Here is a 26184-nt window from a genome sequence, read left to right on the forward strand (position 1 = left end):
CGGGCGGGTGGCACGGGACACTTCGAGGCCCAAGTTACCGATGGGTACGAGTAGGCTACGCCCCGTTCGCGGAGCATAGGAGGACCAGACTGATGGCGCTGAGGATCGCGATCGGTGGGGCGATCACCTTGATCGCCCTGGCGATTGCCGGAAGGCGATTCTTCTGGCTGTTCAGGCTGATCCAGACCGGACAGCCAGCAGAAGGGCGTCTGGACGACATCCCGACCCGGATCTGGAGTGAGATCAGCGAGGTCGGCGGTCAGCGCAAGCTGCTGAAGTGGTCGGTGCCCGGCCTCGCGCACGCGTTCACGTTCTGGGGCTTCACCGTCCTGATGCTCACGATCATCGAGGCCTTCGGAGGCCTCTTTGACGACGACTTCCACATCCCCGGCTTCGGGCACTGGGCGTGGATCGGGTTCATCGAGGACTTCTTCGCCGTCGCGGTACTCGCCGGCCTGGCCACGTTCACGGCCATCCGGATCAGGAAGGCGCCCGCCCGCCTCGAGCGCCAGTCACGGTTCTACGGCTCGCACACCGGGCCGGCCTGGATGATCCTTGGCATGATCACGGCGGTCATCGTGACCCTGCTGATCTACCGCGGCGCCCAGTGGAACACGGGCAACCTGCCGCAGGGCAAGACCAAGTGGGCCTTCGCGTCCTACGTCGTCAGCCGGGTCTTCTCGCCGCTCGGCCACACCGCGAACGAGGCCATCGAGACCACGTTCCTGCTGATCAACCTCGCGATCATCATGGGCTTCCTGGTGCTCGTCGCGTACTCGAAGCACCTGCACATCTTCCTGGCCCCGGTCAACGTCGTCCTCAAGCGGGAGCCGAAGGCGCTCGGCGCGCTCGGCACGACGCCGGACATCGAGACGCTGATGGAGCAGGACGAGCCGATCATCGGCGCGGGGAAGGTCGAGGACTTCTCCTGGAAGGCGATGCTCGACTTCTCCACCTGCACCGAATGCGGCCGCTGCCAGAGCCAGTGCCCCGCGTGGAACACCGGGAAGCCGCTCTCGCCGAAACTGATCATCATGGACCTGCGCGACCACCTGTTCGCGAAGGCGCCATACCTGCTCGGTGGCACCGACGCGGAATCGCGTGACGCCGCCTGGGACGCCGCGGCCGCCAAGGCCCACGAGGGCCACGACCACGCGCCGGGCGAGGGCCACGAGCACCCCGAGCACGAGGTCCACGGCGTTCCCGAGTCGGGTTTCGCCCGGGTCTCGGAGCCTGGCAAGGCGCAGGCCGAGCGGCCGCTGGTCGGCACCGCCGAAGAGGGCGGCGTCATCGACCCGGACGTACTGTGGTCGTGCACGAACTGCGGCGCCTGCGTCGAGCAGTGCCCGGTGGACATCGAGCACGTCGACCACATCGTCGACATGCGGCGCTACCAGGTGATGATCGAGTCCGCGTTCCCGTCGGAGGCCGGCGTCATGCTGCGCAACCTGGAGAACAACGGCAACCCGTGGGGCGTCTCCCCGCGCAGCCGCACCGAATGGACCGACGGCCTGCCGTTCGAGGTAAAGATCATCGATGCGGGCGAGCAGATTCCCGAGGACGTCGAGTACCTGTTCTGGGTCGGCTGCGCCGGCGCCATCGAGGACCGGGCGAAGAAGGTCTCCCGGGCGTTCGCCGAGCTGCTCGACATGGCCGGCGTGAAGTTCGCGATCCTCGGCTCGCAGGAGTCCTGCACCGGTGACCCGGCTCGCCGCCTGGGCAACGAGTACCTGTTCCAGGAAATGGCGAAGGCCAACATCGAGCTGCTCAACGAGACCGGCGTCAAGAAGATCGTCGCCACCTGCCCACACTGCTTCAACAGCCTCTCGAAGGAATACTCGGGCCTCGGCGGCAACTACGAGGTGGTCCACCACACCCAGCTGCTCGGCAAGCTTGTCGAGGAGAAGAAGCTGGTGCCGATCACCCCGATCGAGTCGTCGGTGACCTACCACGACCCGTGCTTCCTCGGCCGGCACAACAAGGTCTACACCCCGCCCCGGGAGATCCTGGAAGCCATTCCGGGCCTGCGCGGCCAGGAGATGCACCGGTGCAAGGACCGCGGCTTCTGCTGCGGCGCCGGCGGCGCGCGGATGTGGATGGAAGAGAAGATCGGCACCCGGATCAACACGAACCGGGTGGAGGAGGCGCTTGGCCTCGACCCCGACGTCGTCTCGACCGCCTGCCCGTTCTGCATCGTCATGCTGTCCGACGCGGTGACCGAGCAGAAGCTGGCCGGCACGGCGAAGGAGTCCGTCGAGGTCCTCGACGTCTCCCAGCTCCTCGCCCGTTCCCTGGCCGCCCCGGCAGCGCCCACCCAGGACGCCCCCGGCGCGGAGCCCGCCCCGATGAGCTGATCAGGGCCGGCAGGCAGGCTCGGGCCAGTCCGGCTGGCCCGAGCTCGCGGCCCTGGGCCAGCTTGGGCCGGGCAGGCCCGCGACAAGGGAGGCCGTCGACCTGCCCTGTCCTATCCCGGTTCCGGTCACGATCGCGACCTTGCCCGCCAGACGCCCCGTGATCGCCCCTTCGCCGACCGCGGCGACCGCCAGCTCTGCGGCCCTTGATGCCCGACCTCCAGGTAGCGCCGCCCGGGTCAGCGCCGAAGGAAGAGCACCGCGTCCGGCCCGAGGTGCATGGGCTCGACGAGGAGTTTTTCCAGCGCCTGGCCGACCGCGCCGATGAAGCGGGCGTCCAGAGGAAAGATCTTCGTCGAGACGAGGACGAGACCGGCGTGGGAGCGGCCTGCCGCGCGATATTGGGCGTCCAGGCGGACGAAGTCCTTGACGTTCAGAGTGACGAGCGCGCGACCCTCGAGGGTCGCGGCGGCCAGAATCTCGTCGTGGGGCAGACCGAGGAGCACTGGCTCCAGCACGACGCAGCGGACGTCGTAGCCGAGATCGGTGAGCTGCCTGCCTATCCGCTGGTTGAGCATCTCGTCCAGCAGCAGCGGCCGGCTCACCGTGCGAACAGTTCCTGCTCGCGCTGAAACGCCCGCTCGGCCGCGAGCTCGACATCGTCGGCGGCCTTGATCTCCGCGTTGACGTCATCCGGATAAGCGGCCCAGTAGCGCAACGCGGTACGCAGCAACCGCAGCGAGAGTCCGGTGTTGTCACACACCAGGCCCAGAACCTCGTTTTCGTCCAACTCGGGTTCCGCGGCACGAGCCGACCGCACGGCGCGAACGACCTCCCACACGTCGGGGCCGCCGACCAAGCCCGCGCGGCGGCCCGTAGCGCCGTTGCGGAACACGATCCCGGGGTGCTCGTGCGTCCGCAGTCCCTCATCGATCAAGAGTTTCCCGGCCGAGGAGAGCGACAAACCTGGGTAAGTCGCCGCAAAGGCCGCGAGTCGTGCAGCAACGGCCTCGTCAAACCGAACCGGGATCGGATGACGCTTCGCCATGACTACAACGTAGTTGGGTCGAGAAAGCGCGTCCAGCACGATGATGCCCCCCACGCACCTGTCGACATCGACACTGTTGGCACAGACAGTTTTTCGATATGGGGCGAAGCCGAGCCGGTGCCCTCCACCGCGCACCTGGTTGCGGTGCGACAGTGCCCCAGCCGCCGAGCCGGGAGGTGCCGGGCTCTGACGGCCGAGGCCGGGCTGGACGTCGCGGAGGGAAGGGCTACTGGTTGGCGAGCTTGCCGACGACCTGTCCGGACAGGGCGGTCAGGGTGTCGGTGCTGACCTGCGTCAGCGGGTTGACGACGAGGATGACGGACTCGACCCGGCCGCGGAAGATGCTGATCAGGTCGACGTTCACCTCCACCGTGTCGCCGCTCGCGCTGACGTTGAAGATGATCCTGGTCAGCGCGGTCGCACCGCGCGGGGGCGGCTGGGCGGTCGCGCTGCGCACGGTCGCGCCGCTCATGCCTCCCGACTTGCTCAGCTCACCCATCACCGCCTGGGCAAGGCAGTCAGGGAAGTCGGCCCGGTGCACGAGGTCGACATGCCTGGTCACGGTGTCGGCCGACGCGAACACCCGGGCGCCCGACTCGATCGCGGTGCCGTCGTCGTCACTGAACATGTCGCCATTGGCGTGGGCGGTCGAGGCCGGGCCAAGGCCGCCGCTGGACAGGTGCATGCACTTCGGGACCGGGTCCTGGAAGGCCGTGCTTTCGGTGGTGTCGGAGTTCGGCTCCGCCTTGTAGCCGTTCGTTGCGGCTGACCCGCTGGTGAGAACGTACGCGGAGGGGTCCAGCTTCGGCCCCGCGGCCGCGGCGGACGGGGACGAACCGGCGCTGCCGCAGGCGGTCAGCGCCAGACCCAGCGCGGCGAAACCAGCGGGAACGACAACTCTGAGGAAATGCCGTCCACCACGCAACGAGTGTTTTTTTCCGCCAAAATCCATGTGGGCAAGGCTAGCCGCAGACCACACCTTCCAGCAGCAAAATGTATGTCATCAGAAAGACTTCAATCCTTACCACCACCTTACCAGTTCACGAGTCCCTTACTGATTCTTTGGGAATCACGATGAAGTGCGGGTGGCATTCGTGTTCTGTTGGCCATCGCCACTCTCGCGGAGGGCAGGGGGCCACGTCCGACGGCCCCGTGGGTGACGTGGGCCTCTCAGCCCGGATCACCCCCGCATCGGGGCCTATCGTGCGGACATGCCGGAGATCGAGGTGTCCGCCGAGGTTCAGGACGCGCTGGCCGCGGGGCGGGCAGTGGTGGCCTTGGAGTCGACGCTGCTCGCCCACGGGCTGCCGGCCCCGCGCAACAGGGAGTTCGCCGCGGAGCTGGAGCAGCTGGTGCGCGACCATGGCGCGGTTCCCGCGACGGTCGCGGTGCTCGACGGGGTGCCGACCGTCGGTCTCGACGAGGCGGCCCGCGAGCGGATCACGGATCCCGCCACGGACATCCTCAAGCTGTCGGTGCGCGATCTCGCGCCGGCCACCGCACTCGGCCAGACCGGCGCGACGACCGTCGCGTCGACGGCCTGGCTCGCCGCCCGGGCCGGAGTCCGGGTGTTCGCGACCGGCGGCCTCGGCGGAGTCCATCGCGGCGGCGACGAGGACAGCGGCGGTTTCAGCTATGACGAGTCGGCGGACCTGCCGACGCTGGCCACGACCCCGATCACGGTCGTCTGCGCCGGAGTGAAGTCCATCCTCGACGTCGGCGCGACCCTGGAGCGGCTGGAGACACTGGGCGTCACCGTCCTCGGCTGGCAGACGTCCGACTTTCCCGGCTTCTACCTACCCGGCACGGGCTACCGGCTCGACTGGCGGGTAGAGGACGCGGGCCAGGTCGCCGCGGTGATGGCGGCCGCCGACGAGCTCGGCACGCCCGGGGCGGTCATCGTGGCCCATCCGGTCGCCGAGGCCGACGCACTGGACCGTGACCTACACGACCGGGTGCTCGCCGACGCCCTCGGCGCCGCCCGCCGGGCCGGGCTGCGCGGCAAGGCCGTCACCCCTTTCCTGCTGGCCGCGTTCCACCGCGAGACCGCCGGCGCGAGCCTCGAGGTCAACCTCGCGGTCGTCCGAGGGAACGCGACCGTGGCGGCAGCCATCGCCACCGCCTACAGCCGCCGCGGGTAGGCAGCGCCCGGTCCTGGCCGATCGCCTCAGCCGAGCCTGGCCGTCAGCTGCTTGACCGCGACGCTGATCAGGTCCTCGCTTGGCGGGTCGATCGTGCCGACGAGGTGCAGCTGCGCCTCGACCTGGCCCGATCCCAGGTAGATCGTGTCGTAGAACAGCTGCATCTGGCCACCTGACGAGCTGCCACCGAGCACGACCACGGAGGTGCGCGCCAGCGCCCCGGTCGGCAGTGGGGCGCCCCTCGTCACCGCCTCCGGGTCGATCAGCTGGTTGCCGGCCGCCTGCTGTGACGCAATCGCGTCCTTCTGGGTCTGTGAGGTCACGCAGTCGGTGAAATTCGGGTCACGCAGGAGCCCAGTGTCCCGGTCCAGCTGCCCGGCCGGAACGACCTGCGCGTCGGACCAGAGGGTGATGCCGGTGGTCTTGTTGACAAGGTGGGTGCTCTCGGCCCGGTCGAGCGACCCGTCGCGCACGGCGGACCCGGTCGCGCCCAGGCAGGAGGCGAGCTTGGCGAGCGGTGAGGTGCCGCCGCTGGAGTCCGCTCCGCTGCTGGTGGCCGAGAACCCGCTGAACCCGGAGCTCGTGGTCAGCACGAAGTCCTTGGCCTGCGCGGAGACCGACGATCCGGCCGCGGCGGAGGCCGGTGCCGCGCTTGCCGAGGCCGGCGCGGTCGAGGTCTCGGGTGTGGGCGTCGGGCTGTCACTCGGGGACTTCGAGCCGCCGAGCACCCCGCATCCCGCCGCCGCGGCCACGATGGCCGCTGCCCCTAGCGCGATCGCGCACCGTGTCCTGCGTGCCGTCGAGGGCATATGACCTTTCCCCATCCCCATCCACCGACCGGGCCAGGCCGGCCGAACCCGTCAGGACCGGCCAATCCAGACCGACTGGTCCCAGTCGAAGCGTAGGGAGCCAGCCGGCCGCCTTCTTCTCCGGGTGCCCGAACGGCGGGCGCGAGACGGGCGGAGCGGGGCGTTGCCGCGTAACCGCTCATGCGGTCAAGACGGCGCGCCGGAGCCGAAAGGCACCGCGAGCGCGGGCGCCAACCACCAGAAAGCCGGCCGCACGCAATCCGGGTGCCGTCAAACCTCATAGGTTGCCTTGCGTGCCTACGACGACGGACCGGCGCGGAGGGTGCGCGCTCCCGGTGCAGCCAACCACAGGGCGCGATCGCCACGGGTCAGGCACGCGGCGTGGCGCGCGAGCCCGGGCCGCGCGAGCCCGGGCCGGGTGAGCCCGGGCCGGGTGAGCCCGGGCCGGGTGAGCCCGGGCCGGGTGAGCCCGGGCGAAACCCTGGAGATGTCGTGACGTGCGGGACGCTTTCGGTGGGGGGTCGTGGGCATGCGCCGGTCGGGGGGTTCCGCTCAGTCCGCCCACGCGGCGGCCCGGCGGTCCCGCGCCCGGCTCGAGCGCTTCGCCGAATGGCCCATCGGGCGGTGGGGCCGTTGGGTCGCGGTGGGGCTGTGGCTCGCGCTGGCGCTGGTCGCGACGCCGCTCTCCGGGCGGCTGGGAAACGCGCAGACCAACGACGCCGCGGCCTTCCTGCCGCAGGGCGCGGAGTCGACGCAGGTGCTCGCCGCCCAGCGCCAGCTGCCGGGTGGCGACGCCATTCCGGCGGTGGTCGTCTTCACCCGGCCAACCGGGACGTTGACCGACGCCGATCGAGCTGCCATGACCACCGCCGGCGCCAAGCTGGCACCCTTCGCCGCCGGTCCCGTCACCCCGGCCGCACCGGCCCCGGACGGCCGGGCCGCACTGATGATCGTCCCGATCGCGCAGTCCGCGGACGCGGACGCCTTCGCGGACCAGATCAACCGGATGCGCGCCATCGTGCGCACGCTGGCCCCACCCGGACTGGAGACGTCGGTCACCGGCCCGGCCGGCGTCATCGTGGACACGTACACGACGTTTCGCGGGGTCGAGACGCCGTTGCTGTTCGTGACCGCGGCCGTCGTCGCGCTGATCCTTCTGGTCGTCTACCGGGGGCCGTTCCTGTGCCTGGTGCCGCTGGTCGCCGTGGGCGCCGCCGACCAGGCCGCGACCGCGATCATCTACCTGCTGGCCCGGCACGGCGGGCTGACGGTCAACGGGCAGAGCGCGGGCATCCTGCGGGTCCTGGTGTTCGGCGCCGGCACCGACTACGCCCTGCTGCTGATCGCCCGGTACCGCGAGGAGCTGACCCGGCACGCCGCCCCGACCGACGCGATGCGGGTCGCGCTGCTGCGCGCCGGCCCCGCGGTCCTGGCCTCGGCCGGCACCGTCGTCCTCAGCCTGCTGTGCCTGCTGCTCGGTGAGCTGAACTCCGACCGTGGGCTCGGACCGGTCGGCGCGGTCGGCATCGCCGTGGCGTTCGTCACCATGGGGACGCTGCTCCCCGCGCTGCTGGTGATCTGCGGCCGGCGGCTGTTCTGGCCGGCCATCCCCCGGATCGCAGCGCCGGCCGTCACCACGAGCCTCGAGGACGCCGGCAGCCCGGACGTCGTCGGCGCCTGGGCCCGGGCCGGGCTGACGATCGCCCGCCGGCCCCGGCTGATCTGGCTCGTCACCAGCGCGGTCCTCGCCGGCCTCACGATCGGCATCGTCACGTTCCACATCGGTCTCACCGACCGCGGGGCGTTCCGCAAGCCGATCGACTCGATCACCGGCGAAGCGCGCATCGCGGCCCACTTCCCACCGGGCGCGAGCGCCCCCACGTTCGTGATCGGCTCCAGCGACAAGGCGGCCGAGCTCGGCCGGGCGATCAACGCGACTCCGGGGGTCGCCACCGCGGTCGTCGACGGCACCGGCGAAGGGCTCACCCAGTTCCTGGTCGTCCTGCGCGACAACCCGGACAGCGCCGCGACCGCCGCGACGATCGACCGGCTGCGGGCCAGGGTCCGCGCCGTGCCGGGTGCCGAGGCGCTGGTCGGCGGGACGACGGCGGTGAACCACGACATCGCCCGCGCCGCGATGCGCGACCGGCGGCTCGTCATCCCGCTGGTGCTCGCCGTCGTGCTGGTGATCCTCGGCCTGCTGCTGCGCGCGGCGGTCGCGCCACTGGTGCTGATCCTCACCGTGGTGCTGTCGTTCCTGGCATCGCTCGGGGTGTCGGCGCTGGTTTTCCGAGGGGTCTTCCATTTCGCCGGCGCCGACCCGTCGCTGCCACTGTTCGGCTTCATCTTCCTGGTGGCGCTCGGCGTCGACTACAACATCTTCCTGATGACGCGCGTGCGCGAGGAGGCGACGCACACCGACGCCCGCACCGGCGTGCTGCGCGGCCTCGCCGTCACCGGCGGAGTGATCACTTCGGCCGGGGTGGTGCTGGCGGCGACGTTCTCGGTGCTGTTCATCTTCCCGCTGGTGCAGCTCGCCGAGATCGGCTTCCTGGTCGCCTTCGGGGTGCTGCTGGACACGCTGGTCGTCCGCTCGGTCCTGGTGCCGGCGCTGGCCCTGGACCTCGGCCGCACCATGTGGTGGCCCAGCCGCCTGAGCCGGCCCCTGACCCCGCCCATCGACCTCGTGACGCCGGAAGTCGTCGTCTCGGAGGACGTCCCCTAGGCCCGGATCGATGCACCGACAACCACGCACCCCGGCACAGGCTCGTTGAACGCGAACTATCTACACCGCTATGGTCGTCGTCCAAGCTGTCCGGATCGTCCGGATTCCCTCGCGGAACAAGGACTGTCGACTGATCATGCTGTCAACCCGCGTCACCTCCCGCAGGGCCCGCGCGACCGTGACGGCCGTCGCGCTGGCGGTCTCGGCCGCGCTCGCCGGCTGTTCGACCGGGGACGACCCCAAGGCCGACTCGACGGCGCCGTCCCAGGCCAGCGTGTCGGCGGCGAAGCTGGACCCGATGGACTACGTCTACACACAGGGTCCCGAGACCGCCGCCTTCACGGTGGACCAGTCGTCCGCCGGCGCCGGGGACCCGACCAGCCACGACAAAGCGATCTTCCTGGACATCGACGGCTGCATGGGCCAGAACGTCGGCGCACCCTCGGCGGTGGCGACTGGGCCGACGCTGACGAGCCAGGACCGGATCACCTCGGTGGACTCCAACGCGGAGATCGTCACACCTGCCCAGCGAGCGGCCCACCTCAAGGAACTCACGGACCCGCGCCTGGACGGCTGCATCAAGAAGCTGATGGGGCAGTCCGCGGGTTCGGGGGGCAGCCAGGACGACACGATCGCGAGCCTCACCTGGCGGACCGCCCAGGTTCCCGCGGGCGCACTGGCCCGGGTCGCCTACACCGGCCAGGTCACCTCGTCCGGGGTCAGGACGAGCGTCTACCTCGACGTGGTCTTCCTCGGCGCGGGCCGGGTCGAGAACGAGGTGGCCTTCTTCTCGGCCAGCCGCCCCCCGGACGAGACCCTCGTCTCGGCCGTCAGCGCGCAGCTCGCCGCCAAGCTGAAGAGCCAGTGACGGGTTAGCCGAAGGTGGGGAACTCGGGGCCGAAGATGGTGGCCCAGAGGGCCACGGCCTCCTCGTGGCGGCCGTCACCCTCGGCGGCAACGGCCTTCTCCGAGTAGGCGCGGGCCATCCGGACCGACTCGCCGAGTGCGCCGAGGTCGTCAGGCCGCAGGTAGGTCGACAGGTCGCCGCCGACGTCCGCGGGGTCGGTCATCGAGAGGCCGACCTCGTCCATGTGCCGGAACACGGTCGCCAGCGCCTGCCGGGGGTTCAGGCCGCGGCCGGCCAGCACCGTCCCGGCCAGCGCCTCGATGTGGAACGAGCGCAGACGGCTGCCGCACACCCGGTTCCACGCCTTCAGCAGCCGGACCGCTGAGATCACCCGGGGGCCGAGGTCCTCGGTCCAGCTGGCGTGACGCTCGGGCCGGGTCGGCAGCCAGCCGCCGATCCGGTCGGGCATCACGTAGCCCGCGCGCGGGTGGTCGAAGGCCGGGACGAGGTGGACGTCCGGCGGGGTGTCGTAGACGACCCGCAGCGCCTGCCCGCGGGTGCCGATCGTCTGGACCCGGTCGCCACCGATCGCGTTCCGCACGCACAGCAGCAGGTCGCGGGAGTCCCAGCGGAACCGCTTCCAGGCGCTGTTCGCGGCGCTGAACACCGCGAAGATGTCGACCTCGTCGAGCGGCCGGATCATCGTGTCGCGCCCGGCGGAGCCGATCGTGGCGACGCCGACGAGCGGCAGGGCGCACCGGGGCGGGAAGATCGCCCGCAGCGCCCGCTCGGCCTCGTCGCGCCGCGCGTCGATCACGGCCTTGTCCTCGGCGGACAGCCGGATGATGTCGTCGAGCTTGACGAAGGCGCGGGCCGTCGTGCCGACGAGCAACGGGCCCGTCATCGGGTACGGGCCAGACGCCGGGTGCGCCGGGCCGTCCACCGACGGGAAAAGCGGGTTCGGGGCGCCGGCCACCGAGTCCTCGGGCCGCCGCCAGTGCGGCGGGATGATCAGGTGGTCGTAGGTGACCTCAGCAGGCGGCGTCGCGGCCGAGACCGGGCGTGGGGTATCGACGCTCATGTGCACCTCCCCGGCGCAGCGCGCCGACCGTCGGGCTCCCCTCCCGGACACACGCCGGTCCCCAACCGACGCGGATACCGGGACCGGAGATGGTGGGTGTCATCTCCCGCCGCGACATCATTCCCCATGGTGCCCCAAGCCGTAACCGAATGAACAGTCAGGGCACCCTACGGGCGACCAGAAGATACACATCGGCGTCGAAACGGAGCCTCAAGCGGTGTCGGCCTCCCGACAACCTAGCAGCGGCCAGCACGCCCCGCATCCAAAGGCGCCACCCGAAGGCTGCGGGCCAACCTGCGAGTATGACAGAACCAGCATTGCACCTAACGTTCTGTTCTAGCTAAGTGGCGGCGGGCCCGATACGGACCCCTCTGGCCAACTGTCACCCTCGGTGAGTCGTGGCTGTCCGTCAACGCGGCGGCGGCCGGCACCAGACGCGCCAGCCAGCGACGATCACCACCCGCGTCGGCTCGAAGGACGTGGCCCGCGCGAGGCGCTCGGCAGCCAGGTCGTCGGTACGCAGCCGGGTCTCCACCAGCGCGAGGCGAGAGCTCTCCAGCCAGCTGGCCAGCGCACGGATGATCTCGGCCCCGTAGCCGCGCCGCCGCTCGGCCGCGTCGATCACGACCGCGACCGCGGCCCGTCGGGCCTGGGCGTCCGCGCCCAGCAACCCCACCGGGCCGCCGTCGTGGTCGCGGACCACCCAGGTGGGTGTCGAGCGACCGGCGCTGGCCCGGTGGCGAAGCTCGCGGCGCAGGGCCGCTGGCTCGGCCGTCCCACGCGCGTCCGGGCCGGCGAACAGGCCACCGACGCCGAGCCCCGGCAGCGGCCGGGAGGCCAGCGCCACCTGGCGGGCCAGCTCCTCGGCCACGTAGCCCGCGTTCCACAGCGTGACCGGTAGCGCCTGCAGCCGCGGCGTGGTCAACGTCGGTCCGTCGTCAGCCATGAGTCACCGTCAGCACGGAACCCGACCGGTCGATCGGCGGACGATCCGGTCGCGCAGGCCCGCGGAGAGGGCCGCGCGGCACCGCAGAGAAAGAGGTGTGGACAGCCGTCGACCCTGCGCGCCGGTCAACGCGTCCGGGACGGCTCGTTGACGCCGAGCAGGCCGCGGTCGCGCAACCACGTCTCGGTCCGGCTCATCCCGTCGGCGAGGTCGACGCGCGGCCGCCAGCCGGTCGCCTCGGTGATCCGGTCGCCAGCCAGGCGGCCGGTCCTCGTGACGTCCGCGACGGCAAGCGGGCCGAGGTCCATCCGCTGGTGCGGGTCGACCCCGGCCGCCAGCCGGGCTCCGATCCCGCGGACCAGCCCGAGCGCGACAGCCCCGGTCGACGGCCCCGTCGCGTCCGGGTGCTCGGCCGCCCCCACCGCCGGCACGGCGGCCCGATCGGTCTCGCCGCCGGAGCCGGGCCGGCCGCCGCGGGCCGGCTCGGACTCGCCGGACGCCCTACGGGACTCGACCCGGCCGCGCAGCCGGCCGACCGCGTGCGCCGCGTCGTCCAGCGCGCCGTACACCCGGGCCGGCACCGAACGCGGGACTGGCAGCTCGAGCATCCGGCTGTAACAGCCGACGAACTCGGCGACGGTCGCCGGGGCGGGCCCGGTCACGTGCAGCACCTCGCCGACGGCGGCCTCGCTGCCGGCGGCGGCGATCGCCGCGGCGACGACGTCGTCGATGTGCACGGGGTTCAGCCACCCGGTGCCGCCGTCGAGCAGGACGAACCGGCCCGCGCGCAGCAGCAGCACCGGCCAGACCGTCCACCGGCCGGCCCGCGGCCCGTAGGCGTCGCCCAGCCGCAGGATCGTCGCGGGCAGCCCGGACGCGGTCGCGGCGCCCACGGCCTGCTCGGCAGCGGCCAGCATGTCGGCTCGCGGATCGCCGGTCAGGCCCACCGGCGCGGTCTCGTCGACGCCGTCGGCGAGGTCGGGCCCGAGCGCGGAGACGCAGGAGAGATGGATCACCCGCCTGGCGCCGCCACGGGCGGCGGCGTCCAGAACGGTCGCCGTACCGCCGAGCAGCACCTGGCGCATCTGGGCGGCCGGCACCCGGGACGCGCCGGCCGGCCGGCCGGCCCGGATCGGCGGCAGCTCACCGACCCCACCCATCCCGACGGCGGCCGCGTGCACCACCAGATCGGCGCCGACGAGCTCCTTCTCCCAATCCCCCGGCCGGCTCACGTCCGCGGTGTGCACGCCGGGGCCGCGGGCCACGTCGAGCGCGACGACGTCGTCCCCGCGCCCGCGCAGGGCGTGGACGATCGCGCCGCCGACGAACCCCGCGGCGCCAGTCACCACGACCCGAGCCAACGTCAGCCCTCCTGATCACCTGCCAGCGCCGCCAGGCCGCGCGGGCCCGGACCGGGCACCGGCCCGACCCACCCTCACGCGGGCTACACCAGTCTCCGCATGCAAGCAGCCCCCGTTCCTGCTTGCAGCATCACAGCACACCTCGATCTCCGCCACGGCGACCACCCGGCGCACCACGGTCACCCGACTCAGCCCGTAATCCACCAATCCAGGGCGGATCGGACGGAGACCGGCCGAAGCCGCGCGCCGATCCAGGCGAGCCGCGCCGCCGCTGGCGCGACGCGCAATGGCACCGTCCGGAGCGGTCAGGCCCGGCCCTGCTCGCTGCCGGCGAACGCCGCCGAGTCGTCCGGCCCGGATCCGGCGGACCAGGGAGCGGGGTCGGCCGGCACGGTGACGGCGAAGTCGGCCGCCGCCCGGGCGCGCCGACGGGCCCGGCGGCGCAGCAACTCGCCGGGCACGCCTGCGGCGACAGACAGTACGACGACCGCGGGCGCGAGCCACCCGGTCGCGTCCTTGAGGCCGGGGACGGACGACGCCGCGTACCCGAGCGCGGGGATGCCGGTGCCCCAGATCAGCGCGCCCACCGCGGCCGCGGCCAGGAACCGGGCCGGCGGCATCCGGACCGCGCCGGCCAGGATCGGGGCGAAGGTGCGTGCCCACGGCACGAACCGGGCGGCGATCAGCGTGACCGGACCGAACCGGTCGAAGAAGGTCTCTGTGCGTCCGAGCACCTTCAGGTGCCGCCGCTCCAGCCAGGGGCGCCCGAGCCGGCGCCCGGTGACGTAGCCGAGGCAGACCCCCGCGATGGCCATCACGGTCACCCCCGCCGCGAGGACCGGCAAGGAGATCCGGTGGGCGGGATCTGCCGCCATCAGCCCGGTAGCGAACAGCATCGCGTCTCCCGGGAGCCAGAACCCGATCGGCACGCCGCTCTCGACAAACACGATCGCGAAGACGGTGAGATACAGGGTCAGGCCGGATAGATGGTGGACATCCATACCTTCAGTCTGCCGTCCCCATGCGCCGGCGACCGTCAGCGACGTCCCCAGCATCTCGACTGACATGCCCGTTCGGCTCCGCCGACATGTCACGGCGGCTCCGCCGACATGTCACGGCGGCTCCGCCGACATGTCTCCTTCGGCCGACGTTCGGCATTCCGCTGGCGACTCGCCCGCCGGGCTCCGGGCTTACGCGGGAGTGGCACGCACGATGTGGGTGGCAACGGGCTCCCTCGGGCAGCCCGCACGTCATACCCTTCGCGCAACACCTGCCCGCGGCGCGCACGGCCTCGTCCCGGTTCACGCCCTTTTCGCCGGCCTGTCGCGGCCAGGTGGGCGGACGGCGCGCACTCGGCGTGCCTGCCGCGCCCGTTCCCCTCGGTGGCCCGACGCCTTTTGACAGGAGCTTTCGATGCCCATCGCCACACCAGACGTCTACGCCGAGATGCTCGACCGGGCGAAGGCGGGTGCCTTCGCCTACCCCGCCATCAACGTCACCTCGTCCCAGACCCTCAACGCGGCGCTTCGCGGCTTCGCCGACGCCGGCAGCGACGGCATCATCCAGGTGTCCACGGGTGGTGCGGAGTACCTGTCCGGGCCGACGATCAAGAACATGGTGCTGGGCGCCGAGGCGCTGGCCGAGTTCGCCCACCACGTCGCGAAGGCCTATCCGGTACAGATCGCCCTGCACACCGACCACTGCCCGGCGGACAAGCTCGACACCTACATGCGCCCGCTCGTCGCCATCTCGCGGGAACGGGTCAAGGCCGGCCGCGACCCGCTGTTCCAGTCGCACATGTGGGACGGCTCCGCCGTGCCGCTGGAGGAGAACCTCAAGCTCGCCGAGGAGCTGCTCGCGGACTGCAACGCCGCGAACATCATCCTGGAGCTCGAGATCGGCGTCGTCGGCGGCGAGGAGGACGGCGTCGTCGGCGCGATCGACGAGAAGCTCTACACGACCCCCGAGGACATGTGGCGCACCGCCGAGGTGCTCGGCACCGGCGAGAAGGGGCGCTACATGATGGCGGCCACCTTCGGCAACGTCCACGGCGTCTACAAGCCCGGCAACGTCAAGCTGCGCCCGGCGATCCTGCGTGACGGCCAGCAGTACGTGGCCGGCAAGCTGGGTCTGGCTGGCGAGGCGAAGCCGTTCGATCTGGTCTTCCACGGCGGTTCCGGCTCGGACCTGTCCGAGATCCGCGAGGCACTCGACTACGGCGTGGTCAAGATGAATGTGGACACCGACGCCCAGTACGCCTTCACCCGGCCGGTCGCCGACCACATGCTGAAGAACTACGACGGCGTACTGAAGGTCGACGGTGAGGTCGGCATCAAGAAGACCTATGACCCGCGCACCTGGGGCAAGGCCGCCGAGGCCAACATGGCCAAGCGCGTGCTCCAGGCGTGCGAGGACCTCCGGTCCGCCGGCACCGCGATCGGCTAGCCCGCCACCGCGGCCCGGCCAGACCGCCACCGCGGCCCGGCCAGCCCGTCGCCACGGCCCGGCCAGGACCGGGCTGGCCGCCGGCTCGGCACCGCGCCGGACCTTCGTCATCGGGGCCGCCCTTCGGGGCGGCCCCGATGTGTCTAAGGACACTTCACTGACAGTCTCGGGCCAGACCACTGCGAGCCACGGCGATGGACCACCAACGAGCCACGCGCCCGCCGGACGGGGTCGTTCGGCCAGGTCGCCGCTCAGCAGCGCGCAATCAGACAACTACCTGCCGTACGGACCGGGATGTTCGGTGCGGATGTGCCCAGGATCGCAATTCGGCCACCGGCGCGCCGAACGGACGTGTCGGGCGGCAGAGTCGTAGGTTTGTTTTCCCGGCGCGACGAGCGGACCACGCAGTTGTGAGGTGCCCCGCGATCCCGGTCCATCCAGGTCGTTCCGGGACGAATTCAGCAGGTCCCCGATGTTCCGCTCCGGGCGCCGACACACCGTTGGCAGCCCCGATAGGAATAGATGAGCGCGCGTACGCGCGCGTTAACACCGCCAGAGACCGGCCTCAAGCACCGACACGCGGGTGTGTCCTTTTTCACGTGTCCTATTCAATGCTTGTCGCCACGCCGAGGAATGTGGTTATGGTCTTCGCCGTGCCAGGCGACAGGTCAGGCACCCATCGGGCGGCACGCCGAATCCTGCCCCCGCCCCGATGTGTTTTGAACCCAGTGGCAGGAACGGGGGAACCGACTCCGGACGCCGTACCCAGAGATCCTGGAAGAATCGGGCATCCGCCCGCGCGGCCACATGAGTGCCGCGCCTGGGCCCAGCCCACCAGGGCGTCCTAGGGGTGAAGCCGACTGACTTCCGCAGTCGTCGAGAGCGCGCGTTCCAGGCGCTTTCGAGGACACAAAAGGACACGTCATTCGGCCGGGCCATTCTCTTCCCAGCCCGAACCCGACAGCTCACCTCGCAGGCGTGGGGAAAGGGCAATCACCCATGTCCGAAGCACGTAACCCTGGCCGACATCCCATGTCCGGCGGGCACTGCGCCCCGTCGAAGGCCTGCCGCGTACCAGCCGGCAACGCAAGCGTGCGAGACACCAGCACGAGGCACCACCGGCCGGCGCCCTCCCACGGAGGCGATGGCACAGACCGGCCACACCGTTCGGCCCCGCCGATCCGCAAGGATCCCCGACGGGCATTGGCACACCCAACCCGCCGGATACGCCAAGGCATCGCCGCGGTGCCGGTAATCGTGGCGGCAGTAGGCGGCGCAATTGCCGTGGCCACACCCGCCAGCGCCTCTTCAACGTGGGCGCAGCTTCGCCAGTGCGAGTCCGGCGGAAACTATTCCGTCAATACCGGCAACGGTTACTACGGCGCGTACCAGTTCTCGGCCGGGACCTGGGCGAGCCTGGGATATTCAGGACTGCCGAGTGACGCGCCAACGGCGGTTCAGGACGAGGCCGCGCTGCGGTTGGCGCAACGTTCTGGATTTGGCCAGTGGCCGCTCTGTGGCCGCGGTATGGGCGCGGACCAGCTCGCTCCGGGAGCCAGCGCGTCCGACGTGCCCCAGGCCTCCCGGTCGGCGGCCAGAACTCCTCTCGTCGCTCAGGCGATCACGTCGACGACGGCCCAGCTGCCGTTCACGACGGCTCTCGTCGGCCAGTACCGCGCCGACGTCGCCCACTGGCAGGAGCGGATGAACGCGATCGGCTACCCGCTCGCCGCCGACGGCCACTACGGCCCGGTGTCCGCGGCCGCGGCCCGGCAGCTGCAGGCCGCGAAGGGCCTGGCCGTCGACGGCGTCGTCGGCCCGCGGACCTGGGCCGCGACCTTCGCCTAGCCCCGGTACACCCTCGCCCGCCTGACCCGGCCCGGACAGCCGGCCCCTTGCCCGCTCCGAGGTCCGGCGGCGAGGTCCCCGCCCGGTCCGGCACGGCGCCAGAGGCCGAGGCACCGGCAGCGCGGAGCCCACTCGCCCGACCGGCCCCCCAACCGGTCGTGGGCCTTCGTCAGGCCGGGATCCGGCCGATCCCCACCCAGCCGGCGGCCAGCCGGAGGCGGGGCGGCCACAGCCCTGCTCCCGCTCCGGCCAGGGTCGCCGGACCATCCGTGAACCGGGGCCGTCCGCCGCAACGGACGGCCCCGGTTCACGGCTCATGACCCGGCCGGCTCCCGATGTCAAGAGGAGCCCGGTTTGCGGGCTTGACGCCCGACTCGCTACAGTCCGGAGCTACTCGTCTGTCCTGGGCGAGTCGTGCGGGCGGACGCCGAATCCTGCCCCACCCGCATGTACGCCGTCCCTGATCCAAGGGCGCTGATCCGTTCGGCAGGAGCGGGGGACCCACTTTCGGACGCGGCGGCAGTCACGTCCTTGGGGTGTAGCCGGCCATCCGGGCTCGCGAGAGCACGGGGGAGCCGGCCGGGCATTCCCAGCCCGAACCCGACAGCTCACCCCGCAGGCGCAGGGAAGGATCGGACATGCCGTCTGAGCAGACGGGCCAGACCCGGCCCGCCGAGCGCAGAACCGGGGGCCGTCACCGCGCCCAGCCGCAGGGCCCGTCCACGACCGTGCGGGTGCTGCGCACCACCGGCGCGGTCACCGCGCTCGTCGGCAGCGGCCTCGCGGTCACCGCGATGCCCGCCGGCGCCGCGACCCCGGACGACTTCGCCCGCCTGCGCCAGTGCGAGTCCGGCGGCAACTACTCGATCAACACCGGCAACGGCTTCTACGGCGCGTACCAGTTCGACCTGCGGACCTGGCAGGGCCTCGGCTACTCGGGCCGGCCGGACCAGGCCGCTCCCGCCGTGCAGGACGAGGCGGCCTACCGCCTCTACAACTCGCGCGGCTGGTCGCCGTGGCCCGCCTGCTCGCGCAAGCTCGGCTTGTCCAGCAACGGCCCGATCGGGGTCTCGTCGTCGGCTTCCGGCGGCTCTCTCCAGCAGGCACTCCAGCCGGCCGAGCCGGCGATGACGCTCGACAAGGCCGAGGCGGAGGTCCAGGCCTCGGGCTTCCACGGCACGATCTCCGCCGCCGACGCGAACAAGGTCCGCGCCGACGCGTACGTCTGGCAGAACCAGATGCACGACCAGGGCTTCGCCCTCGCGGTCGACGGCAAGTTCGGCGCCCAGTCCCAGGGTGTCGCGGCGCTGTACTCGTACCTCACCAAGGTCAGCGACGGCCAGCCCGGCGTCGTCGGCGAGAACCTCTGGAACGCGACGGTCACCGGCTAGTCCGCGCTCCACCGCCCGTCCCGGGCGGGACGAGGCTTCCCCGACCGGCCCCCTGCCGGCGCAGGCTCATCCGCCGTGCGGACGGGGCTGGCGTCGTTGATCGCCCGGGTCCACTACGGTTGGCCCATGACCTCTACCTCCGGACGGCCGGACCTGCTTGGCGGGCCGCCGGCCACGCTGCTGCCGACCGAGGCCGGCGCCGACGCGCTGGCCGCCGGCAAGGCCGCCGCCGACGTCGCGGCCGAGTTCCCCACGTCGAGTGCCGCTTGGGCGGCCCTCGCCGAGGGGGCGCTCGATGGCGGCCGCGTCGTCGAGGCCTACGCCTACGCGCGAACGGGCTACCACCGCGGGCTGGACGTGCTGCGCCGGTCCGGCTGGCGCGGCCACGGGCCGGTCCCGTGGTCACATGAGCCGAACCGCGGCTTCCTGCGCGCGCTGGCCGCGCTCGGCCGGTCCGCCGACGCCATCGGCGAGACCGACGAGGTGACGCGGATCCGGGCCTTCCTGGTCGACTGCGACCCGGCAGCACCCGGCCAGCTCGGCCCGCTCGCCCCCTGACACCAGCGCTCGCGCGGCCCTTTCGGGCGGCCCGGCAGGTCGGTCCCGGGCGGGCTGAGGGCCGGTCCAGGCGTCGGCGCACGTCGTGGCGATCAGAAGCGTGAGCTCGACCAGGTCGATTCTTAGTAGAGTCTCGCCACGTGCCTACGCTTGTCCTGATCGGAGCCCAGTGGGGCGACGAGGGTAAGGGAAAGGCGACCGACCTGCTGGGCGGCGCCGTCGACTACGTCGTGCGCTACCAGGGTGGCAACAATGCGGGTCACACCGTAGTCATCGGCGCCGAGAAGTACGCCCTGCACCTCATCCCCAGCGGAATCCTGCGCCCCGGCTGCGTCCCTGTGATCGGCAACGGCGTGGTGATCGACCCCGGCGTGCTGCTGGCCGAGATGGCCGGCCTGCGCGCGCGGGGCATCGACACGTCCCGGCTGCTGATCAGCGCCAGCGCGCACCTGATCATGCCGCACCACCGGGCCCTCGACCGGGTGACCGAGCGTTACCTCGGCAAGGCCCGGATCGGCACGACTGGCCGCGGCATCGGCCCCGCCTACGGAGACAAGGTCGCGCGCACCGGCATCCGGGTGCAGGACCTGCTCGACCCCGGCATCCTGCGCCAGAAGCTGGAGCTGGCGCTGCGTGAGAAGAACCAGGTGCTGGCCAAGGTCTACAACCGCCGCCAGATCGAGGTCGACGCGGTCGTCGCCGAGTACCTGGACTACGCGAGCCAGCTCGGGCCGCACATCGCCGACACCGGCCTCGTCCTGGACACCGCGCTGCGCGCCGGCAAGGTGGTCCTGTTGGAGGGCTCGCAGGGCACCCTGCTGGACGTCGACCACGGCACCTACCCGTTCGTCACCTCGTCGAACCCGACCGCCGGCGGCGCGGCCACCGGCGCGGGCATCGGGCCGACGAGGATCAGCCGCGTAATCGGGATCATCAAGGCGTACACGACCCGGGTCGGCTCCGGCCCGTTCCCGACCGAGCTGGACGACAAGGTCGGCGACGAGCTGCGCCGCATCGGCGGCGAGTTCGGCGTCACCACCGGCCGCGCCCGGCGCACCGGTTGGTACGACGCCGTCATCGCCCGGTACGCCGTGCGGGTCAACGGCCTGACCGACCTGTTCCTGACGAAGCTCGACGTGCTCTCCGGCTTCGACACGGTTCCGGTCTGCGTGGCCTATGACGTCGGTGGCACCCGGATGGCCGAGATGCCGATGACCCAGACCGAGTTCCACCACGCCAAGCCGATCTACGAGGAGTTCCCCGGCTGGCACGAGGACATCTCCGAGGCCACGTCGTTCGACCAGCTGCCCCCCGAGGCGCGGGACTACGTGCGCGCCCTGGAGGAGATGTCCGGCGCGCCGATCTCCGCGATCGGCGTAGGCCCCGGCCGAGACCAGACCCTCGTCCTGCGCGACCTCCTCTAGACCACGCCGACGACCAGACCACGCAACGCAACCCAGCCCGCGACCCGACAGCGCAACGCAACCCAGTTCTGAACCCTGGATTAGCCCACCCCCGTAGCTCGTCCGCCGGCCTCGATTCACGTAGGCGAGGGCGCTAAGCGCCCGAAGCGGCGAACAGCCGAAGGCGCGCAAGCGCCGGTTCCGGCTGATCGCCTTGCAGGGTTGGCCGCTAGGCGTAACGCTTCGCTGGTCACGTTGCGTAGTGCCGGGAGGTGGATCGGTTGGTCGCCCGCCCGTCTGAGGAGCCGTCTGCATCCCGGGCCGAACCACCGGGACCGCCGGAGGCCCGCAGGGAGGACAGCTTCGCGCCGGCGCCCGACCAGCCGGGGCCGCCGTCCGCCGCCGAGTTCGGGCCGGCCCCCGAGGCCCCGGCCTCACCCGGCGGCACCGGCGCGGTCGTCGTCCGCCGAGGCCCAGCCCTGCGCGGCGAGGTCACCGCGGCCGACGACCAGCCGTGGCGGCGCTCCGCGGCGGGCGACTACCGCGCCCATCGCCTCGGCGACGCCGATCCGGCTCGGGACGCCGACGCCTGGAAGGTGGGCTTCTCGCCGAGCGGCGAGGCGCTGCCCGACGCGCTCACCGACGTCCTGCTGCGCGGCAGCCACTGGGTGCGCAGCGCGCAGCGGGTGGAGACGCTGCGCCGGGAGCGCTCGGCGGCCATCGCCGCGCACGTCGAGGCGCAGCTCGCCGCCTTCCTGGAGCTGTGCGCCGAGGCCGAGCTGGTCCCGCCGGTCACGCTGCGGGTGGTGCGCGACGTGCCGCGGCTGGCCCGCCACCGCGGTGAGGGACGGCCCCGGGCGGCGCTGCCGACCGACCCACCGGGCGATCCGGCCCTGGCCGCCGTGCCACGGCGGGGCCGGCCCAATGTGGTGCGAGCCACCCGGATCGGCCTGCCGGACCCGGCCGACGCCCCGACGACCCGTCCGCTGGGCCGGCGCGGCGCCGAGGCCGACCGGGGGCATCGGTCCGGCCCCGACCGGGCCGGGCGCCCGGGGCGCGCCGACGCGGACCGGTCGGGCCGGTCCCGCCGCGGCGGCCGGGACTCCGCCAGCGGCGGGCCGGCCCCCACCCGCCGGCACGGCCGTGACCAGCTGATGGCCTGGCCGCTGCTGTACTGGCGGTGCGAGAGCTTCCCGTCGGCCGGCCGGTCGCTGCACCTGTTCGTCGAGCCCGGCGGCCGGACCTTCGAGGGGCGCGAGGACCCGTCCCCGCTGAACGGGCTCGGCCGGCAGGTCCGGGTCTGGCCGGTGGACGCCCCGTCGATCGTCGAGGGCATGGCGGAGGTCGACGCCCGCCGCTGCGCCCTGCATCTCGTCGACGGCATGGCCCGCCTGCTATGGCGCGCAGGTGTCGGGCTCTGACACGCCACAAGCCAGTACGTCGAGAGCGACCGCCTTTGCCGCATGCCTGGCGGCCCGGGCGGGTAAGGTGCGGCCGGGCCGGAGCCTCGCTCGTCAGCGCGACCCGGGCCCCACCCATCCCCCGGGGACACCGCGACAGGCAAAGGACCGACGGACCGATGACGCGCCACGACGCCCAGGGCAGCCCGCGACCACCCGCCGCACGCCGGCCGGGCTCCGGCTGCGCCGACGGGGTGACGGCGTGGGCATGAGGGTTCTCGTCGTCGGCTCGGGCGGCCGTGAGCACGCGCTGTGCCGCGCGCTCACCCGCGACCCCCGGGTCGGCTCGCTCGTCTGCGCCCCCGGCAACGCGGGCACCGCGGACATCGCGGAGCCCCGCCCGCTGGACGTGGCCAACCCCGACGCCGTCGCCGCTCTCGCCGAGGAGGCCCGGGCCGAGCTGACCATCGTCGGGCCCGAGGTCCCGCTGGTCGCCGGGGTCGCCGACGAGCTGCGCGCCCGCGGCCTGCCGGTCTTCGGGCCGTCGGGTGCCGCGGCCCGGCTGGAGGGCAGCAAGGCGTTCGCCAAGGACGTGATGCGCGCGGCCGGCGTCCCGACGGCGGCCGCGCGCGACCACAGCGAGGTGGAGCCGGCGCTCGCCGACCTGGACGCCTTCGGCCCGCCCTACGTGGTGAAGTACGACGGTCTCGCCGCCGGCAAGGGCGTGACGGTCACCGACGACCGGGACGCCGCCGTCGCCGCTGTCCGCGGCTGCCTTCGCGGGCCGGACGACCGGGTGGTCCTGGAGGAGTACCTGGACGGCCCGGAGGTCTCGCTGTTCGCGGTCGTGGCCGAGGACGGCACGGTCGCGCCACTGCTGCCGGCCCAGGACCACAAGCGGATCGGCGACGGCGACGCCGGGCCGAACACCGGCGGGATGGGCGCCTACACCCCGCTGCCCTGGGCGTCACGCGGCCTGTCCGCGGACATCGTCGCCACGGTGATCCGCCCCACGGTCGCCGAACTGGCCCGGCGGGGCACCCCGTTCACCGGCCTGCTCTACGCGGGTCTCGCACTGACGGCGCACGGGCCGCGGGTGGTCGAGTTCAACGTCCGGTTCGGCGATCCCGAGACCCAGGCGATCCTCGCGCTGCTGACCACGCCGCTGACGGACGTGCTGACCGGCCGGCGCGCTCCGGTCTGGCGCTCCGGTGCCGCGATCACCGTCGTGATGGCCGCCGCCGGCTACCCGGGCACGCCGCGGCTGGGCGACCCGATCCGTGGCCTGGCCGCCGCCGGGAAACTGGCCGGTGTCGACGTCCTGCACGCCGGCACCAGGCGCGACGCCGAGGGGAACGTGGTCTCCGCCGGCGGCCGGGTGTTGTCCGTCACGGCGATCGGTTCCAACCTGGAGTCCGCGCGAGGATCGGCTTACGAAGCCATCAGCCGGATCTCGCTGCCTGGCGCCCAGTACCGGACCGACATCGGCGACCCCGCCCGGCTGCGGCACGCGGCGGATGTCCGCCGGGCCGGTCCCGTCCCGGGCCCGGCGGACGAGCCCGGCGGCCCTCGGTAGGGCCGCCCCCGGGCGGCCGGCCCGCGCACCCGACTGCCCCGACGACTCGCCTGACGATTCCCACCCTGACGACCCCGCTCCCCGACGACGAGGAGAAGTGAGCAGCATGTCCGCCACCAGTGCAACCAGCCGGCCCAAGGTCGCCGTTGTCTACGGCTCGGCGTCCGACGCGGCGACGATGAGCAAGGCCGGCGCGACCCTCGGCCGGTTCGGCGTCGGGTTCGAGGAGGCGGTCCTCTCCGCGCATCGCGCGCCGCGCACCCTCGCCGACTGGGTGGACGGGCTGCGCGACCGGGGAGTCGCCGTCGTCATCGCCGGCGCGGGGCTCGCCGCGGCCCTGCCGGGCACGGTCGCCGCGCTCACCACGCTGCCGGTCATCGGCGTCCCGATCTCCGGCGGCGCCCTGGACGGGATGGACTCGCTGCTCGCCATCGCGCAGATGCCGCCGGGTGTCGCCGTGGCCACCGTCGGGCTGAACAACGCGACCAACGCGGCGGTGCTCGCCGTCCAGATCCTGGCCGTCTCCGACCCGGGCCTGGCCGCAAAGCTCGCCACCTACAAGGACGACTTCGAGAAGGCCGCGGCCGACGGCCTCGCGCGCGCCGGAGCCTCAGCGTGATCGAGCGGTACACCCTCCCGGAGATCGGCCGGGTCTGGTCGGAGGCACACAAGTACGAGCTGTGGTGCGAGGTCGAGGTCCTCGTCCTGGAGGCGCACGCCGCCGCCGGCCGGGTTCCGGCCGACTCGGTGGAGCCGGTCCGCCGGGCCCCCGCGCCGACGCCGGCCGCTGTGGCCGAGATCGAGGCCGTCACCCAGCACGACGTGATCGCCTTCCTCACCGCGTGGGCCGACCAGACCGAGCCGCGCTCGGCCGCCGCCTACGTGCACTTCGGCATGACGTCCTCGGACCTGCTCGACACCGCCCTGGCCTGCCAGCTCGTCGAGGCGACCGACATCGTGCTGGCCAAGGCGGACCGGCTCGTCGCGGCGCTGCGCGACCTGGGCCTTGCCCACCGGACGACGCTGCGGGTCGGGCGCACCCACGGCATCCACGGCGAGCCGACCGTGTTCGGCCACCGGGTCGCGGACCTCGCGTTCGGCATGGCCCGCTGCCGGGACCGGCTGCGGGCCGCGCGCGCCGACATCGCCATCGCCAAGATCTCCGGGGCGGTCGGCACCTACTCGAACATCGAGCCGGACGTCGAGCGGTACGTCGCCGAAAAGCTCGGCCTGACCGCGGCGCCGGTCGCCACCCAGGTCGTGCTGCGCGACGGGATCGCCAGCTGGGTCGCGGCGCTCGCCGGCCTCGCGACGCTGTGCGAGACCGTGGCGCTGGAGGTCCGGCACGGCCAGCGGACCGAGGTGCGCGAGCTGTCCGAGCCGTTCGGCAAGGGGCAGAAGGGCTCGTCCGCGATGCCCCACAAGAAGAACCCGATCATGTCGGAACGGATCGCCGGGCTCGCCAGGATCGTCCGGGCGCAGTATGTGCCGATCCTTGAGGGCGTGCCGCTCTGGCACGAGCGTGACATCTCGCACTCCTCGACCGAGCGGGTCGCACTCCCCGACGCCTCCATCGGGGCGGACTACCTGCTGAACCTGACGACCCGCCTGGTCACCGGCCTGGTCGTCGACGCCGACCGGATGCGGGCCAACCTGGACGCCACCGGCGGGCTCGTCTACACGTCGGCCGTGCTGCTGGAGCTGGTCGAGACCGGGCTGTCGCGCGAGGACGCCTACGCCATCACCCAGGCGGCCGCGATGGAGACCTGGCAGACCGGCGTGCCGTTCCGGGAGACGCTGCGTAAGCACGCGGCCGACCGTGGCCTTCCGCTGGACGAGCCGCGGCTGGACGAGGTGAGCCGACCGGAGCGATACGTCGAACGGCTCACCCCGGTCTTCGACCGGCTGGCCGCCCTCACCTGACAGCGCCGGCGGGCGCCTCACTGTCGGAAGGACGACAGCACCCTCGCGATGGCCGCGGAAACCGGTAGCGCCGTTGCGTCGTCGTGGATCGGCCGCGGCGGCGCATCTGGCGCCCGGGACAGCCTTGGAAACACGACAGACCGCCGGCTTCGCGCGGCCGTCTGCCGGATCGTGCCCGCTTGCTTCCGAACAGCGTCGGGGAGCGCACATGCTGTCACGACGGCGTCCCAGTTGAGCCGAGGCCACTCCATCAACCGACAATGGTTGATGGTTAATTCGACAACGCAGTAGCTGTCAGGCCAAATCCCTTCGCATTGCGAATGCACAACGC

General features: G+C 72.3%; 22 protein-coding genes and 2 riboswitches. Of the genes, 14 read left to right on the top strand and 8 right to left on the bottom strand.

Annotation, left to right across the window (positions count from 1 at the left end):
* Window positions 1–98 precede the first annotated feature (98 nt).
* Window positions 99–2354 (top strand): (Fe-S)-binding protein, encoded by a 2256-nt coding sequence (locus FRADC12_RS12200; protein ID WP_045879481.1) that lies wholly within the window; start codon window positions 99–101, stop codon window positions 2352–2354.
* A gap of 236 nt (window positions 2355–2590) precedes the next feature.
* Here FRADC12_RS12200 and FRADC12_RS12205 read toward each other — a convergent pair whose 3' ends face one another.
* The 3 genes from FRADC12_RS12205 to FRADC12_RS12215 all read right to left on the bottom strand — a co-directional run bounded on the left by FRADC12_RS12205 (window position 2591) and on the right by FRADC12_RS12215 (window position 4351).
* Window positions 2591–2956, bottom strand: a complete 366-nt coding sequence (locus FRADC12_RS12205; RefSeq protein ID WP_045876734.1) for a DUF5615 family PIN-like protein — start codon at window positions 2954–2956, stop codon at window positions 2591–2593.
* Window positions 2953–3399: a hypothetical protein gene (locus FRADC12_RS12210; RefSeq protein ID WP_045879482.1), complete on the bottom strand. Its 447-nt coding sequence runs from the start codon at window positions 3397–3399 to the stop codon at window positions 2953–2955. Before FRADC12_RS12210 ends, FRADC12_RS12205 begins: the two co-directional genes overlap by 4 nt.
* A gap of 226 nt (window positions 3400–3625) precedes the next feature.
* The gene (locus FRADC12_RS12215) at window positions 3626–4351 is read right to left on the bottom strand and encodes a hypothetical protein (RefSeq protein WP_157488824.1); all 726 of its coding nucleotides are present in this window, start codon (window positions 4349–4351) and stop codon (window positions 3626–3628) included.
* Between the two features lie 259 nt (window positions 4352–4610).
* On the opposite strand from FRADC12_RS12215, the gene FRADC12_RS12220 reads away from it, so the two are divergent.
* Entirely contained in the window at window positions 4611–5540 is a 930-nt protein-coding gene (locus tag FRADC12_RS12220) for a pseudouridine-5'-phosphate glycosidase (RefSeq protein WP_045876736.1), read from the top strand.
* 26 nt (window positions 5541–5566) lie between these two features.
* Here FRADC12_RS12220 and FRADC12_RS33065 read toward each other — a convergent pair whose 3' ends face one another.
* Window positions 5567–6013 carry a hypothetical protein gene (locus FRADC12_RS33065; protein ID WP_232303749.1) on the bottom strand — a complete coding sequence of 149 codons (447 nt, stop codon included), beginning with the start codon at window positions 6011–6013 and terminating at the stop codon, window positions 5567–5569.
* A gap of 34 nt (window positions 6014–6047) precedes the next feature.
* On the opposite strand from FRADC12_RS33065, the gene FRADC12_RS33070 reads away from it, so the two are divergent.
* The 3 genes from FRADC12_RS33070 to FRADC12_RS12235 all read left to right on the top strand — a co-directional run bounded on the left by FRADC12_RS33070 (window position 6048) and on the right by FRADC12_RS12235 (window position 9942).
* Complete coding sequence (locus FRADC12_RS33070) at window positions 6048–6353, top strand: hypothetical protein (protein WP_232303750.1); 306 nt, start codon at window positions 6048–6050, stop codon at window positions 6351–6353.
* A 525-nt stretch (window positions 6354–6878) separates the two neighbouring features.
* The gene (locus FRADC12_RS12230) at window positions 6879–9074 is read left to right on the top strand and encodes an MMPL family transporter (RefSeq protein WP_052710870.1); all 2196 of its coding nucleotides are present in this window, start codon (window positions 6879–6881) and stop codon (window positions 9072–9074) included.
* Window positions 9075–9210: 136 nt separating this feature from the next.
* Window positions 9211–9942 (top strand): hypothetical protein, encoded by a 732-nt coding sequence (locus tag FRADC12_RS12235; RefSeq protein ID WP_157488825.1) that lies wholly within the window; start codon window positions 9211–9213, stop codon window positions 9940–9942.
* Between the two features lie 4 nt (window positions 9943–9946).
* Here FRADC12_RS12235 and FRADC12_RS12240 read toward each other — a convergent pair whose 3' ends face one another.
* The 4 genes from FRADC12_RS12240 to FRADC12_RS12255 form a co-directional block, all read right to left on the bottom strand.
* Window positions 9947–11002, bottom strand: a complete 1056-nt coding sequence (locus tag FRADC12_RS12240) for a nucleotidyltransferase domain-containing protein (RefSeq protein WP_045876739.1) — start codon at window positions 11000–11002, stop codon at window positions 9947–9949.
* Window positions 11003–11411: 409 nt separating this feature from the next.
* Window positions 11412–11948: a GNAT family N-acetyltransferase gene (locus FRADC12_RS12245; protein ID WP_045876740.1), complete on the bottom strand. Its 537-nt coding sequence runs from the start codon at window positions 11946–11948 to the stop codon at window positions 11412–11414.
* A 125-nt stretch (window positions 11949–12073) separates the two neighbouring features.
* Window positions 12074–13309, bottom strand: coding sequence for an NAD-dependent epimerase/dehydratase family protein (locus tag FRADC12_RS12250; protein ID WP_045876741.1), 1236 nt, complete (start codon window positions 13307–13309; stop codon window positions 12074–12076).
* 305 nt (window positions 13310–13614) lie between these two features.
* The gene (locus FRADC12_RS12255) at window positions 13615–14310 is read right to left on the bottom strand and encodes a DedA family protein (protein ID WP_045876742.1); all 696 of its coding nucleotides are present in this window, start codon (window positions 14308–14310) and stop codon (window positions 13615–13617) included.
* A gap of 412 nt (window positions 14311–14722) precedes the next feature.
* Between FRADC12_RS12255 and fbaA the strand changes: the two genes are divergently transcribed.
* From fbaA to purB, 9 genes are all read left to right on the top strand, one after another.
* Complete coding sequence (fbaA, locus tag FRADC12_RS12260; protein WP_045876743.1) at window positions 14723–15754, top strand: class II fructose-bisphosphate aldolase; 1032 nt, start codon at window positions 14723–14725, stop codon at window positions 15752–15754.
* A gap of 807 nt (window positions 15755–16561) precedes the next feature.
* Window positions 16562–16747: riboswitch (cyclic di-AMP (ydaO/yuaA leader) on the top strand.
* Between the two features lie 39 nt (window positions 16748–16786).
* Window positions 16787–17602 carry a transglycosylase family protein gene (locus FRADC12_RS12265; protein WP_232304153.1) on the top strand — a complete coding sequence of 272 codons (816 nt, stop codon included), beginning with the start codon at window positions 16787–16789 and terminating at the stop codon, window positions 17600–17602.
* Between the two features lie 462 nt (window positions 17603–18064).
* Window positions 18065–18239, top strand: a riboswitch (cyclic di-AMP (ydaO/yuaA leader).
* 1 nt (window position 18240) lies between these two features.
* Window positions 18241–18993 carry a transglycosylase family protein gene (locus tag FRADC12_RS12270; protein ID WP_045876744.1) on the top strand — a complete coding sequence of 251 codons (753 nt, stop codon included), beginning with the start codon at window positions 18241–18243 and terminating at the stop codon, window positions 18991–18993.
* A gap of 126 nt (window positions 18994–19119) precedes the next feature.
* Window positions 19120–19551, top strand: coding sequence for a DUF3151 domain-containing protein (locus tag FRADC12_RS12275; protein ID WP_045879485.1), 432 nt, complete (start codon window positions 19120–19122; stop codon window positions 19549–19551).
* Between the two features lie 140 nt (window positions 19552–19691).
* Entirely contained in the window at window positions 19692–20975 is a 1284-nt protein-coding gene (locus FRADC12_RS12280) for an adenylosuccinate synthase (protein ID WP_045876745.1), read from the top strand.
* Window positions 20976–21226: 251 nt separating this feature from the next.
* On the top strand, window positions 21227–22375 hold the full coding sequence (locus FRADC12_RS12285; protein WP_502685246.1) for a hypothetical protein: 1149 nt from the start codon (window positions 21227–21229) through the stop codon (window positions 22373–22375).
* A gap of 247 nt (window positions 22376–22622) precedes the next feature.
* Window positions 22623–23930 (top strand): phosphoribosylamine--glycine ligase, encoded by a 1308-nt coding sequence (purD, locus tag FRADC12_RS12290; protein WP_045876746.1) that lies wholly within the window; start codon window positions 22623–22625, stop codon window positions 23928–23930.
* 106 nt (window positions 23931–24036) lie between these two features.
* Entirely contained in the window at window positions 24037–24549 is a 513-nt protein-coding gene (gene purE, locus FRADC12_RS12295) for a 5-(carboxyamino)imidazole ribonucleotide mutase (RefSeq protein ID WP_045879487.1), read from the top strand.
* The gene (purB, locus tag FRADC12_RS12300) at window positions 24546–25853 is read left to right on the top strand and encodes an adenylosuccinate lyase (protein ID WP_045876747.1); all 1308 of its coding nucleotides are present in this window, start codon (window positions 24546–24548) and stop codon (window positions 25851–25853) included. The genes purE and purB overlap by 4 nt, the downstream gene beginning before the upstream one ends.
* Window positions 25854–26184: the final 331 nt, after the last annotated feature.

This window comes from Pseudofrankia sp. DC12, from assembly GCF_000966285.1.
Taxonomy (GTDB): Bacteria; Actinomycetota; Actinomycetes; order Frankiales; family Frankiaceae; genus Pseudofrankia.

What these genes read in the sequence shown, in the direction of transcription:
- FRADC12_RS12210 (WP_045879482.1), bottom strand. Translation starts at nt 3,399, where the DNA reads ATGGCGAAGCGTCATCCGATCCCGGTTCGGTTTGACGAGGCCGTTGCT.
- FRADC12_RS12215 (WP_157488824.1), bottom strand. Translation starts at nt 4,351, where the DNA reads ATGGATTTTGGCGGAAAAAAACACTCGTTGCGTGGTGGACGGCATTTC.
- FRADC12_RS12220 (WP_045876736.1), top strand. Translation starts at nt 4,611, where the DNA reads ATGCCGGAGATCGAGGTGTCCGCCGAGGTTCAGGACGCGCTGGCCGCG.
- FRADC12_RS12230 (WP_052710870.1), top strand. Translation starts at nt 6,879, where the DNA reads ATGCGCCGGTCGGGGGGTTCCGCTCAGTCCGCCCACGCGGCGGCCCGG.
- FRADC12_RS12235 (WP_157488825.1), top strand. Translation starts at nt 9,211, where the DNA reads ATGCTGTCAACCCGCGTCACCTCCCGCAGGGCCCGCGCGACCGTGACG.
- FRADC12_RS12240 (WP_045876739.1), bottom strand. Translation starts at nt 11,002, where the DNA reads ATGAGCGTCGATACCCCACGCCCGGTCTCGGCCGCGACGCCGCCTGCT.
- FRADC12_RS12245 (WP_045876740.1), bottom strand. Translation starts at nt 11,948, where the DNA reads ATGGCTGACGACGGACCGACGTTGACCACGCCGCGGCTGCAGGCGCTA.
- FRADC12_RS12255 (WP_045876742.1), bottom strand. Translation starts at nt 14,310, where the DNA reads ATGGATGTCCACCATCTATCCGGCCTGACCCTGTATCTCACCGTCTTC.
- fbaA (WP_045876743.1), top strand. Translation starts at nt 14,723, where the DNA reads ATGCCCATCGCCACACCAGACGTCTACGCCGAGATGCTCGACCGGGCG.
- FRADC12_RS12265 (WP_232304153.1), top strand. Translation starts at nt 16,787, where the DNA reads ATGTCCGGCGGGCACTGCGCCCCGTCGAAGGCCTGCCGCGTACCAGCC.
- FRADC12_RS12270 (WP_045876744.1), top strand. Translation starts at nt 18,241, where the DNA reads ATGCCGTCTGAGCAGACGGGCCAGACCCGGCCCGCCGAGCGCAGAACC.
- FRADC12_RS12275 (WP_045879485.1), top strand. Translation starts at nt 19,120, where the DNA reads ATGACCTCTACCTCCGGACGGCCGGACCTGCTTGGCGGGCCGCCGGCC.
- purD (WP_045876746.1), top strand. Translation starts at nt 22,623, where the DNA reads ATGAGGGTTCTCGTCGTCGGCTCGGGCGGCCGTGAGCACGCGCTGTGC.
- purE (WP_045879487.1), top strand. Translation starts at nt 24,037, where the DNA reads ATGTCCGCCACCAGTGCAACCAGCCGGCCCAAGGTCGCCGTTGTCTAC.